The following is a 12,287-nucleotide window of genomic DNA, read 5'->3' as shown; positions in this document are numbered from 1 at the left end:
ACACCGGTCGACGCACTGCGCCATACCCGTTCGCGCAGGGCACTGGGGCGCTCGGTCGCGCCTTCTGCCCGGGGCCGGCACCGGGTGAACCTTGGTGGCACGGCGGCCGGGGTGAGTCCGGCACCCGCCCGGCGGCGCGGCGTGCCCGCCCGGCCAGCGGCGTCAGCCGCATCCACCCGCCACGAGCTGATCGGGGACGACATGGGCAACGGGCTTTCCGACGTCAGCGCCACGATCGGTGAGCTGATGGGCACGGCGCTGATGCGCGGCCCGCTCGCACCGGACGAGGACTTCTTCGACTGCGGCGGCGACTCGGTCCGCGCCGTCGACGTGCTCCAGCGACTCATCGACGTCTACCGGCCAGCCGGGGGGCAGAGCGCCGAGGCGCTGCGGTCCACCCTGCTGGAGACCATCTTCGAGGACGCGACCCCGGCCGGGTTGGCGGCGGTCTGCGCCGCGCACGCGGCGGTGCCGGCCGTGATCGACGGAGGGCCGCGTCATTGACGGGACCGGCCCGGTGCCCGGCGGGCTGCTGACCGAGCTGCGCCGCCGCCGCGACGAGCGCCCCGACGCGGCGGCGCTGCGGACCGCGACGTCGACCGGCGGACACCTGGCCACCTGGGCGCAGCTGCACGACACCGCCCGCGCCGTGGCGGCCGGCGCGGCGGCCCTGCCCCGGGGCGCCCCGGTGCTGGTGATCGTGGACAACACCCCGGACAGTGTCGCGGCGCTGATCGGGTTGACCGGCGCGGGTGTGGACGTGCTGCCGGTCGAGCAGGGCAGTTCAGCGCTGACCGACCTGCTCGCGCCGGCCCGTAACCCGGGGGTGCGGACCGTCGTCGGCCCGGCCCGCGCCGCCCGCGCCGCGCCGGCGGGAGTCGACTTCCTCAGCTACGAGCGTTGCCGCGTCCATCCCGTCGGGGCCGCCGGAACCCCCGCGCACCGGGCCGGCGAGGTGCTCCAACTGACCTCCGGCTCGGCCGGCGAACCCAAGATCGTCCGCCACTCGTCGGCGAACGTGTGGCACGGCGGACACACCTACCGCCAGCTGCTCGGGCTGACCCCGGCCGACGTGGTCGTCGCCGCGGTGCCGCTGGCGCACTCGTTCGGCTTGGTCGGTGCGCTCACCGCCGCGGTCGTCTCCGGCGCCGAACTCCGTACGACGCGGCGGTTCCAGCCGGGCCGCGTCGCCGACGCGCTCGTCGCCGACGGGACCGTCCTGTTCGGCACCCCGCTGGTGTACCGGCTGCTCACCCCGGTGCTGCGCAACCGCGCGACGCCGGCCCGGCTGCGGGCCGCCGTGTCGTCGGGTGGGCCGCTGCCGGCCGAACTCGGCCACCAGGCGCGCGCCGTGCTCGGGGTGTCGGTGCGCCAGTTCTACGGCAGCACCGAAACCGGACTGATCAGCTACCAGCCCGACCCCGGCGACGAGCCCGACACGTCGGTGGGGGTGCCGGCACCCGGGGTGCACCTGCGGCTGACCCGCGCCGACCCGGACGACCCCGCCGGAACCGGCCACCTGTCGGTGCGCACGCCGACGCTGTTCCACGGCTACCTGGGCGCGTCCGGCCCGGTGAGCACCCCGGACGGCTTCTACGACACCGGCGACCTGGCCCGCGTCGACGAGGCCGGCCGGCTGCACCTGCTCGGCCGCAAGGACACCTTCGTCAACGTCGGCGGTCGCAAGGTCAACCCGACCCGGGTGGCCCGGGTCCTCGACGAGCACCCCGGGGTTCGGGAGGTCTTCGTCTTCGGCGCGACCGACGCCGACGGCGAGCAGCGGGTGCACGCGGCGGTGGTGCTCGCGCCAGGTACCGGGCCGGCGGAACTCGCCGCGCACTGCCGGGCGCGGGGTCTCGCGCCGTACGAGGTGCCACACGAACTGCACCCGCTGGCCCGGCTGCCCCGTACCGCGATGGGCAAGGTCGACCGGCAGGCCGTCATCGCCACCGTGACCACCGTTCCGATCGGAAGCGAGGCTTGAGATGACCGACCCCACACCCCCGCCGACGCGGGCTCCCGCCGACGGACCGGGCGGTCCCGTCGCCGTCATCGGGCTCGGGTACGTGGGCCTGACGCTGGCGGTGAGCCTGGCGCAGGCCGGCGTGCCCGTCGTCGGGGTGGAAGCCGACGCGGGCACCCGGGCGGCGCTGCGGGCCGGCACCCCGACCCTGTTCGAACCCGGTGTCGACGAGCTGCTCCGCAGCCTGCCGGCGGATCGGCTGACCATCACCGACACGTTGGACGGCGTCACGCCGGCCGCGGTCGTGATCTGTGTCGGCACCCCGCTCGACGACGGCACCGGCCGGCCGGACCTGCGCCACTTCACGCTGGCCGCGCAGACCGCGGCGGCCGCCGCCACCGCGGACACCCTCGTGGTGGTGCGCAGCACCGTCCCGGTCGGGACGACCCGGCGGACCCTGCTGCCCCTGCTGCGCGAGCGGGTCGACGAGCCGTTGCTGGCCTGCTGCCCCGAACGCACCATCCAGGGCCGCGCGCTGGCCGAGCTCGCCAGCCTCCCGCAGGTCGTCGGCGGGCTGGACGACCGCTCCGCCGACCGGGCCCGGCGACTGTTCGCCCGGCTCACCCCCGAGCAGGTCGTCACCGCCGACCTGGAGACGGCCGAGCTGGTGAAGCTGGCCTGCAACGCCCACACCGACCTGCTGTACGGCTTCGGCAACGAGCTGGCGATGATCGCCGAAGCGGTCGGCGTGGACGCCACGGAGGTCATCGCCGCCGCGAACCGGGGCTACCCTCGGCCCGACCTGGCCCGACCGGGATTCGTCGGCGGGAGCTGCCTGACCAAGGACCCGTACCTGTTGGTGTACTCGGCGGGGACGGCCGGATATCATCCACCGCTGGTGGCTGCCGCCCGCGCCGTCAACGAGCAGGTCCCGCACCTGGTGACCGAACGGGTGCTCAAGGCGCTGGCCGCCACCGGTCGGGCCCCGGCCGACGCGAAGGTCCTGGTCTGCGGGATGGCCTACAAGGGCCGGCCGGAGACCGACGACGTGCGGGGTTCCGCCGCCACCGTCGTCGCCGACGTCCTGCGCGAGCGGGTCCGGCTGTTGGCCGGCCACGACTACCTGGTCCCCGACGACGTCACCGCCCGGCTCGGGTACGCCCCGGCGTCCCTCGCCGACGGTCTGGCCGACGCCGACGTGCTGGTGCTGCTGGTGGACCATCCGCGTTACCGCGCCGACCTCGACGCCGCGCTGCTGCGCCGCAGTATGAACCGCCCCGCCCTGGTCGTCGACGTCTGGGGCGACCTGGCGTCGGCGCTGTCCGGGGCGGCCGACGTGGACTACCGGAGGCTGGGCCGTGGCTGACCGGATCCTGATCACCGGTGGCGCCGGGTTCGTGGGCCTGCACCTCGCCCGCCGGCTGCTGCGCGACGGCGCGGACGTGACCCTGCTCGACGACCTGTCCCGTGGCCGGGCCGACCGGGACCTCGACGAGGTTCGTGCCGAGGCCCGGCTGGTACGCCACGACCTGACCACCCCGCTTCCGGTGGACCTGCTCGCGGGGGACTTCGACGAGGTCTACCACCTGGCCGCGGTCGTCGGGGTGCGGCAGAACAACGAGAACCCGTCCCGGGCGCTCAACGTGAACCTGCGTGCGGTGCTGAACCTGCTGGACTGGTGCCGACGCCGCCCGCCGGGGCGGGTCTACCTGAGTTCCACCAGCGAGGTCGCCGACGGTGCCACCCGCCTGGGTCTGGCGCCGTTCCCGGTGCCGGAGGACGTGCCCTTCGTGCTGCCCGAACCGACGCTGCCCCGGGCGTCCTACGGGCTCAGCAAGATCGTCGCCGAGACGCTGCTGCGCCAGTGCGCCGACCTGTTTCCGGTGCGCATCGGCCGCTACCACAATATCTACGGCCCGCGGATGGGCCACGACCACGTGATACCCCACTTCGTGGCCCGGGCGCTGGTCCGCCAGGACCCCTTCCCCATCTACGGGGCCACCCAGACCCGCGCGTTCTGCCACATCGACGACGCCGTCGACGCGACAGTCGGGCTGACCCGGCTGCCCGGCGTCGAACCGGTCGTGGCCAACATCGGCAACGACACCGAGGAGATCGTGATCCGGGAACTTGCCGAGCGGGTCTGCCGGCTGGCCGGCTACACCCCCACCTTCGAGGTCTTCGACCCCCCACCCGGTTCACCGGACCGCCGGCTGCCCGACCTCGGCCGGCTGCGGCGCACGATCGGGTACGCACCCCGCGTCGACCTGCTCCGGGGGCTGCGACAGACCTTCGACTGGTACGCCGCAGACCAGGCGGCCGCCCCGCCCGCGACCACCGGGGAACGGGCATGACGTTCGAGATCCGCGACGGCACACTGTGCCGCGACGGGACGCCGTTCGTCGTCGCCGGAGTGGACTACCACCCGTCGGCGGCCGGCTGCCGGATCTGGACCGACTGGGATCCGCAAGCGCTGCGCCGCGACTTCCGGGCGATGGCCGACGCGGGCCTGAACACCGTCCGGATCTTTATGTTCTGGCGGGACTTCGAGCCGACACCCGGGCACCACGACCCGGTCGTGTTCGACCGGCTGCGTACCGCCGTGGACCTGGCCGACGCCGCGGGGCTGGCCTGCGTGCTGTCCCTGCTGACGATCTGGATGAACGGGCAGCGGCTGGATCTGCCCTGGCGACGGGGGCGCAGCCTCATCGACGACCCGGAGCTGCTCGACCGGCAGCGGGCCTACGCCCGACGGGCGGCGATCGCGCTCCACGGCGCCGGCAACGTGCTCGCCGTCGACCTCGGTGACGAGATCGCCAACGTCGACCCGACCGCCGCCCGGCTGCCCCCCGAGACCGTCGCGGCCTGGCAGACCAGCCTGGCCGAGACGTTGCGCGCGCACCTCCCCGGGCTGTTGGTGACCCAGGCCAACGACCCCTCCGGGGTGCTCGGCGCCGCGCCGTTCGGCCCGGACAACGCCGCCGGGCTGGACCTGATCGCGCTGCACGGCTTCCCCACCTGGGCGCCGGTGTCGATCGAGTCGACCAGTTCCTACAAGGCGAGCAACCTGGTGCCGTTCCTGGTCCGCTACGCGCGGGCGTTCGGGGTGCCGCTGGTCGACGAGTTGACCAGCTACGGCACCGACGAGGCCACCACGGCGGCCTACCTGCGGGCCGCCACCGCCGCGGCCCTGGGCAACGGCGCCGCCGGTGTGCTGGCCTGGTGCTGGCAGGACATCGCCTCCGCCGAGGAGCCCTACCAGCAGCGCCCCGGCGAGCGTTTCGTGGGCCTGCACCGTCTCGACGGGACACCCCGTCCGGCGCTGGCCGGGCTGCGGGAGACGTTGCGCGCCGCCCCCCGGATGCGGCCCGGCCCCGGTCGGGCCCCGGTCGCGCTCTACCTGCCGCAACGCGTCCGGGCAGACGGCGGTTCCTACCTCGACACCGGGGTCGGCACGGCGGCCACGTTCTACGCCTACCTGCTGCTCAAGCGCGCGCACCTGGACGTCGACATCGTCGCCGGCGACCCGACCGGCTACCGGCTGGTGGTCTGTCCCTCGGTCGGCCACGTCACCCTGACCGACCTGACGCGGCTGGGTCGCGCGGCCCGCCACGGGGCGACGGTCTACTACTCGATGGCCGACCACCTGCACGGATTTCCGGGGCCGGAGCTGGCCGGCGTGGAGCTGGTCGACTACACCCTGCTCACCGCCGGGCACGACCGGGTCGAGTGGGACACCGACCGGTGGCCGCTGGACTGGGCGGGCGCCGGGGTCCGCCCGTCGGTGCTGGCGGCGACCACCGGGCAGGTCCTCGGCCGGTACCCGAACGGCACCCCGGCCCTGGTACGCAACCCGCTCGGCCTCGGCCAGGTGGTGTTCTGCGCGGCCCCGTTCGAGCGTCAGCTCGACGTGCCCGGACGGCTCACCGCCGCCACCTGGGAGCGCCTCTACCGGCGGGTCGCCGCCCTGGCAGGGCTGTTCCCCGAGGTGGACTGCGCCGACCCGGACGTGGAGATCCTGCCGGGCCGGGCCGCCGGCCCGCACGAGGTACTGCTGGTCAACCACGCGCCGACTGCGCGCCGCGTCCACCTGCGCTGGCGTACGCCCGACGGCGCGCGCCTGCGGTGCCAGGTGGCCCTGGACGGCAAGGACTGGCGGCTGGTCACCCGCCCGAGCCCCGCCGGGGTGCGCCGCCGCGCCGTCCCGAGCACCCGCGCCCTGCCCTGACCCCCGCCCAGCCTCGCCGAACGGCGGGGCACATCGATTGGAGAGCAGTATGCCCATCACGCTTCCGGGTGCCGAGCGGTCCCTGAGCGGAGCCGACAACGCGGTGCCGGCCTTCATGTTCGACATGCTCTCGGCCTGGGGGTTCCGGGCCGTCACCCTGGCCTTCCGCACCGGCGTGCTGGCGGCCCTGGCCGAGGAGGAACTGACCAGCGAGCAGGTGGCCGAGAAGACGGAGCTGGATCCCCGTGGCATCGCGTTCCTGCTCGACTGCCTGGACTGCGTCGGCTACGTCCGCCGCGCCGGGGACCGGTACGGGGTCACCGACACCACCCGGGAACTGCTGCCGATGATCTCGATGGGCATCCCGTACTTCGAGAAGATCGTCTTCACCGACTGGGCGAACCTGGAAGGCCGGCTGCGCGGCGAGCTGCCCCTGCCGTTCGGGCCGGACCAACCGCGTACCCCGCGCTGGCTGGCCCGGCAGTGGCGGGTGTTCCAGGACGGCATGGTCGCCCTCACCAACATGAACATCGACGAGGTGCTGGAGCGGGTGCCGGTGCCCGACCCGGCCGGGCACCTGCTGGACCTCGGCGGCGGCTACGGCCTCTACAGCATCGCGCTGTGCCGCCGGCATCCGCAGCTGCGGGCGACCATCTTCGAGATCCCGGAGATGCAGCGGCTCGCCGACCGGGCCATCGCCGAGAACGGCATGGCCGACCGGGTCGACTTCCGGGCCGGCGACTTCTTCACCGACGAGCTGGGCAGCCCGTCGATGGCGTTGCTGTTCAACGTCATCCACTCCAAGAGCGCGGTCCAGAACCGGGAACTGGTCGCCCGGACCGCCGCCGCCCTGCGGCCCGGCGGCTCGCTGGTGATCCTCGACCAGTTCCCCGCCCCCGAACTGGGTCCGATCGGCCGCAGCTTCGGCGCCATGATGGCGCTGAGCATGTTCAACAGCGTCGGTCAGCAGACGTACCCGCTCGACGAGGTGCGCGACTGGCTGACCGACGCCGGGCTGGTCGACGTGGACTTCCAGCCGGTGCGCAGCGCTCCGGGCAACGGGTTGTTCCTGGCCCGTAAGCCGGGCCGGTAGGCCGGCGGTGTCCACACCCGTGCCGGCGTCCGCGCCGGCGACCCCCGAGGCGGTGGTCGGCCAGGTCCGCCTGGTACCCGACGGCCACCGCGACTTCGACACGTCGCTGGAGCACGCGACCCGGTTCCACCGGCTGTCCCGGGCCTGCCTGGAGCAACTGGTGGAGCAGGGTCTGCCGCACTCCTCGGACGCCACCGGCCTGCTGTTCGACCGCTACGACCTGCGCAACGTGGCGCTGCTGCTGGGCGTACGGTCACCCCAGCGGGCGACGTACGAGGCGATGGCGGCTGCCCTGCGCGCCGGCGGGGCCGGGGCGGCGGTCCGGCGCACCGTGGTCGTGCGCGCGTACTGCCCGGACCGGGAGCACTGCGCCGGCTGCGCCTTCGTCCTCGACCCGGCGGTGACCTCCGCGCCGGAGGTCGTGGCGGTCCGTCGCCCCGAGGCGTCCCGGTTCGAGGTGGACGTCCTGCTCGCCGCCGCCGACGCCACCCCGCCGCCGACCCCCGAGCAGCGGCGTCTCCTCGACGAGGCCGCGGGACTGCGGTTCCACCTGCTGCCGCCGGGCCTCACCGCGGACCTCGGCTTCCTGCGGGAGACCGGCCTGGCCGACTGCACCCTGGCCGTACGCCATCTGGTGGCGTGGGCTGGTGAGCTCGGCGTGCCGGCCCGACCGGCCACCGGCCTGTGCCTGTCGCGCCCCTTCGCCAACCGGCACCACTGGCTGGAGCTGCGTGACGTCGAGGGCCGGTGGTGGCCGGCCGATCCGTTCTTCCTCCGGACGCTGGCCGGTTGGGGGCTGCTCGCCGACGGCGACTGGCCGGCGCACCGCCGCCCCGTCGGCGCGTACTGGCGGGTCGACCTGGACCTGGACGTGCCGATGCTGCGCCACCGGGGCGCGGGTGGGGCCGCCGGCGGGTCGCCGCCGGAGCGGCTGGGGCCGGCGTACTTCCTCGTCCAATGAGCCCGCCGCCCGAACCCGTCGCCCCCGCACCCGCGCCAGGAGAGGTCGGCATGGTCGTCGTCGGTACCGAGGTCGAGCCCCTGCGCGCACTGGTGGGGCAGCACCTCGGCTTCAGCGACTGGATGCTGATCAGTCAGGAGCAGGTGGACTGCTTCGCCGCGGCGATCGGTGACCACCAGTGGATCCACGTGGACCCGAAGCGGGCAGCCGACGGCCCGTTCGGTGGCACGGTCGTCCACGGCTTCCTCGTCCTCGCGCTGACCTCCCGGGTCCTGGAGCAGGTGCTCGTCGCCGAGGGCGTTCGCCTCAAGGTGAACTACGGTTGCGACCGGGTCCGCTTTCTGGCCCCGGTGCCGGTCGGGTCCCGCATCCGGGCCGGGGTGGTGTTGCGCGGGGTCCAGCCGTTACGCCGCGGCGTCCAGCTCGCCCTGAGCCTGCGGTACCAGGTGGAGGGGAGTCTGATGCCGGTCTGCGTCGCTCAGGTGCTGGTGCACAACTACGCGTGAGTGGCGTCGGCCCCGGCAGACGACGCTGCCGGGGTCGACGCCGCGGGCGGCGCTCAGGACCGGGGCGCGAGCCCGGCCGACCGGTCGGCGACGGCCACCGCGAGGTCGTCGACGGTCTCCATGTGCAACCAGTCCACGTGACCGACCATCCGCAGGTCGAACTCGTCCTCCAGCCGCATCAACAGCTCCAGGATCCGGGACGAGGTCAGGCCCAGCTCCATGAAGATCCTGGTGTCGCCGGTCAGCGACGCCGGTTCGTGGCCGGTCATCTCGGCCAGCAGTCGGACGATGGTCGCAGTGGCCGTGGCGGCGGATGGTGGGGAGGTCATGACGTGCTCCGTCCAGTCGGTGCGGGGATGGTGGGGTCGGGTCGGGCGACGGCGGTGGCGTTCGCCGTGGGCCCCGACATTCAGCGCTGCCGCAGGCAGCGCAGGAGCGCCGCGGCGGCCAGTGCGGCGTCGTCGTCGGACATGCGGCTGTGCAGCGGCAGGGAGAGCAGGCGTGCAGCCACCGCGTTGGTGACGGTCAGCGCCGAACGGCCCGCGCCCGGGCTGCTCCGGTAGGCCGACAGGTGATGCACCGGGGGATAGTGCACCGAGGTCTGCACGCCGGCGGCGGCGAGGCCCTCGCGCACCGCGCCCCGGTCGGTCCCCGCCGGCAGCACGACCGGCATCAGGTGCAGCGCGGAGTCGCCGGTCCGCCCGGCGAACGGCAGCACCAGCTCGGGCGCGGCGGCGAGCACCTCCCGGTACGTGGCGACCAGCGACCGGCGTCGCTCCCGGTCCAGCGGGAGCTTGCCCAGCTGGACCCGACCCAACGCGGCGGCCACCTCCGTCGGCCGGTAGTTCAAGCCGAAGCCCGCGACGTCGTAGCTGGCGTCACCCGAGCGGAGCCGGTCCCAGGTGGACGTGGTCAGGTGGTGCGAGCGGGCCAGCCGGATCCGGTCGCGCACCGCGTCGTCGCGGGCGACCACCATGCCGCCCTCACCGGCGGTGACGTTCTTGGTCGCGAAGAAGCTGAAGCAGCCGATGTCGCCGTGCGTGCCGAGCATCCGCCCGTCGTGCTCGACCATCGGCGCGTGCGCGGCGTCCTCGACCAGGACCGCGCCGTGCCGGTCGGTGACCGCACGCAGCGCGGCCAGGTCCGCCGGGTATCCGGCGTAGTGCATCGCGACCACCGCCCGGGTCTGTCCGGTTACCAACCGCGCCACGTCCACCGGATCCACGGTGAGGTCGTCCGGGGCGCGCACATCGGCCAGGACCGGGATGGCGCCGGCCAACGCCACCACCGCGGCACCGGCCACGAAGGTCAGCGCCGGCATGATCACCTCGTCGCCGGGCCGCAGGTCGAGCGCCATCATCGCCAGGTGCAGCGCGGCCGTGCCGCTGCTGACCGCGACCGCGTCGTCGGTGCCGATCCGGTCGGCGAACTCCCGCTCGAAGGCGGCGGTCTGCGCGCCGGCCGAGAGCCAGCGCGAGCGCAGCACCTCGGTGACCGCGGCGATCTCGTGCTCGTCGACGGTGTTGTCGGCCAGGGTGATCCGCCAGTGCCGGGCGGGCGGTGCGCTCATCGGTGTGTCCTTCCTCGATCTGGGCAGGGATCGGTGGGCCGTTCACCGTGCCGGCGCGGGCGGCGGGGCCAGGCCGGGCGAGGAGGCGTAACCGGACTCGTAGGCGTCGACGACCCGTTCCCAGCCGAACGACCGCTCGGCCCGCCGCCGCCCCGCCACACCGAGTTGCCCCCGGCGGACGTCATCGCTGAGCAGCTCGATCAGCGCGGCGGCCAGGGGCGCTGGACCAGGCGGGACGACCAGCCCGTCCACGCCCTGCCGCACCACCTCGTACGCGCCGGCGAACGCCCCGCTGACCACCGGCTTCCCGCACGTCCACGCCTCGACGAAGACCAACGGGAACACGTCCGCGACACTGGGCAGGCAGAGCAGCTCGCAGGCGGCCAGGGCGTCGTGTTTGGTCTGTTCGTCGACCGTGCCCAGGTCGTGCAGGCGCGGGTCGGCCCGGGCGGTGAGGTGCCCGGCGACCTCCGGGTCGACGTCCGGGCCGACGAAGACGAACCGGGTGTCGGGCAGTTGCCGCCACACCGGGTCCATCGCCGCCAGCAGCGTCTGGTACCCCTTGCTGACCGTGCGACGCCCGACGAAGAGCACGAACGGCCCGTGGATGCCGTACCGGCGTCGGAAACCTGGGGTGTCGACCGGGCCGGTGAGGTCCGAGGCGGACGGGAGACGCCGGATTCGGGTGGCCGGCACGCCCACGTTGCGCAGCGCGGCCACCTCCGCGGCGGACAGGGCGAAGACCACCTCGGCGGCGCGGCAGACCTCGCCGGCCCGAACCGGGTCGGGCCACACCTGCGGCGACGAGCAGGGGGTCAGCACCAGGCGGGCGCCGTAGCGGCGGGCCAGCCGTACCGCCTCGACCGGTGCGTCGGGGCGGGCCAGGTCGAAGGTGTGCACCACTGACGGGGCGAAGTCCGGGCGGGCCCGGTGCAGCTGCCCGACGTCGGTGAAGAGCGGCACGCCGGCCGTGCGCAGGCCCGCGACGGTGTCCGGATGTGCGGCGGTGACCAGCGCGGTCACCCGCCGGGACCGGGCCGCCAGGCCCTGCGTCGCGCGCAGCGCCATCCGCTCCGCCCCTGCCTGTGTTTCCCCGTAGCCGGCGAAGACCACCAGGACGTCGCCCACCTCGCCCCTCACGTCCACATCTCGATCGTGGCACCGCCCGGTACGGGCTCGTCGAGGAAGAAGACGTCGAGTTCCGGGCGGCAGCGCTGCGCCTCGTGCGGGGACGGCGTCAACCGCAGGTACCGGTCCGGATCCGCCAGGAAGTCGGCCCGCGCCTGCTCGTAGTGGGCCGGTGTGCCCACGTCGTGCCAGGACTCGGTGAAGGCGTAGCCGTTCACCGGTCTGCCGGCATCGGTCAGCGCATTGATGAGGGTCGGCATATCGGTCGGTGTGCTGCGCGGGATGTGCGCGCGGACGTCCGGGTCCGCGACGTAGATCCCGCAGCAGACGTTCCACTCGAAGGTCGGCTTCTCGTGCACCCGCCGGATCCGGTCGCCGTCGGCGCGCAGCAGCCCGACCCCGGTGGAGACCCAGTGACGCTGGAACGCCACGGTCAACCCGGCGTCGCCGGCCACGTGCCGGCGGTGCAGGTCGCCGAAGTCGATTGAGGTGAGCAGGTCGCCGTTCATCACCACGGCGGGTTCGGTCCAGTCCGGGACGAGCAGCAGCGGCGCGGCGGTCCCCATCGGACGCTCGTCGACGCAGTAGTCGACCTGCAGACCGAGCTGGGATCCGTCGCCGAACGCGGACCGGATCATCGAGCCCAGGTGCGAGACGCACAGCGTCGCCCGGGTGAAGCCGCAGGCCCGCAGCCGACGCAGGCTGATCTCCAGCAAGGAGTGCTCACCCATCGGCACCAGCGCCTTCGGGCGGTTGCTGGTGTGCGGCATCAGGCGGGTGCCCCGGCCCCCCACCAGCAGGATCGCGTGCATCGGATCAGTCTCCCGTCCCTCGGACG

Annotated in this window: 12 protein-coding genes; 8 read left to right on the top strand and 4 right to left on the bottom strand. The window is 74.0% G+C overall.

Features of this window, described 5'->3' with window-relative positions; genetic code table 11:
- Positions 1-201 precede the first annotated feature (201 nt).
- From JQN84_RS15020 to JQN84_RS14985, 8 genes are read left to right on the top strand one after another with little or no spacing between them, the layout of a single operon-like run.
- A complete protein-coding gene (locus JQN84_RS15020) occupies positions 202-504 on the top strand; it encodes an acyl carrier protein (protein ID WP_204959019.1) in 303 nt (100 codons plus the stop codon).
- A 13-nt stretch (positions 505-517) separates the two neighbouring features.
- On the top strand, positions 518-1,984 hold the full coding sequence (locus tag JQN84_RS15015; protein ID WP_204959018.1) for a class I adenylate-forming enzyme family protein: 1,467 nt from the start codon (positions 518-520) through the stop codon (positions 1,982-1,984).
- 1 nt (position 1,985) lies between these two features.
- Entirely contained in the window at positions 1,986-3,329 is a 1,344-nt protein-coding gene (locus JQN84_RS15010) for a nucleotide sugar dehydrogenase (RefSeq protein WP_204959017.1), read from the top strand.
- Positions 3,322-4,317, top strand: a complete 996-nt coding sequence (locus tag JQN84_RS15005; RefSeq protein WP_204959016.1) for an NAD-dependent epimerase/dehydratase family protein — start codon at positions 3,322-3,324, stop codon at positions 4,315-4,317. Before JQN84_RS15010 ends, JQN84_RS15005 begins: the two co-directional genes overlap by 8 nt.
- On the top strand, positions 4,314-6,191 hold the full coding sequence (locus tag JQN84_RS15000) for a beta-galactosidase trimerization domain-containing protein (protein ID WP_204959015.1): 1,878 nt from the start codon (positions 4,314-4,316) through the stop codon (positions 6,189-6,191). The genes JQN84_RS15005 and JQN84_RS15000 overlap by 4 nt, the downstream gene beginning before the upstream one ends.
- A 49-nt stretch (positions 6,192-6,240) precedes the next feature.
- The gene (locus JQN84_RS14995; protein ID WP_204959014.1) at positions 6,241-7,284 is read left to right on the top strand and encodes a methyltransferase; all 1,044 of its coding nucleotides are present in this window, start codon (positions 6,241-6,243) and stop codon (positions 7,282-7,284) included.
- A 7-nt stretch (positions 7,285-7,291) separates the two neighbouring features.
- A complete protein-coding gene (locus tag JQN84_RS14990) occupies positions 7,292-8,245 on the top strand; it encodes a transglutaminase domain-containing protein (protein ID WP_204959013.1) in 954 nt (317 codons plus the stop codon).
- A gap of 50 nt (positions 8,246-8,295) precedes the next feature.
- Positions 8,296-8,751 (top strand): MaoC family dehydratase, encoded by a 456-nt coding sequence (locus tag JQN84_RS14985; protein ID WP_204959012.1) that lies wholly within the window; start codon positions 8,296-8,298, stop codon positions 8,749-8,751.
- Positions 8,752-8,804: 53 nt separating this feature from the next.
- Here the strand turns inward: JQN84_RS14985 and JQN84_RS14980 are convergent, their stop codons facing one another.
- From JQN84_RS14980 to JQN84_RS14965, 4 genes are all read right to left on the bottom strand, one after another.
- Complete coding sequence (locus tag JQN84_RS14980) at positions 8,805-9,080, bottom strand: acyl carrier protein (protein WP_204959011.1); 276 nt, start codon at positions 9,078-9,080, stop codon at positions 8,805-8,807.
- Between the two features lie 80 nt (positions 9,081-9,160).
- Positions 9,161-10,321 carry a DegT/DnrJ/EryC1/StrS family aminotransferase gene (locus JQN84_RS14975; protein WP_204959010.1) on the bottom strand — a complete coding sequence of 387 codons (1,161 nt, stop codon included), beginning with the start codon at positions 10,319-10,321 and terminating at the stop codon, positions 9,161-9,163.
- A 42-nt stretch (positions 10,322-10,363) separates the two neighbouring features.
- Positions 10,364-11,461 carry a glycosyltransferase family 4 protein gene (locus JQN84_RS14970; protein ID WP_204959009.1) on the bottom strand — a complete coding sequence of 366 codons (1,098 nt, stop codon included), beginning with the start codon at positions 11,459-11,461 and terminating at the stop codon, positions 10,364-10,366.
- Complete coding sequence (locus JQN84_RS14965) at positions 11,458-12,261, bottom strand: sugar phosphate nucleotidyltransferase (protein ID WP_204959008.1); 804 nt, start codon at positions 12,259-12,261, stop codon at positions 11,458-11,460. The genes JQN84_RS14970 and JQN84_RS14965 overlap by 4 nt, the downstream gene beginning before the upstream one ends.
- Positions 12,262-12,287: the final 26 nt, after the last annotated feature.

The organism is Micromonospora humidisoli (assembly GCF_016900955.1).
Classification (GTDB): Bacteria; Actinomycetota; Actinomycetes; order Mycobacteriales; family Micromonosporaceae; genus Micromonospora; species Micromonospora wenchangensis.
This window is presented reverse-complemented; position numbering and strand designations above follow the sequence as displayed.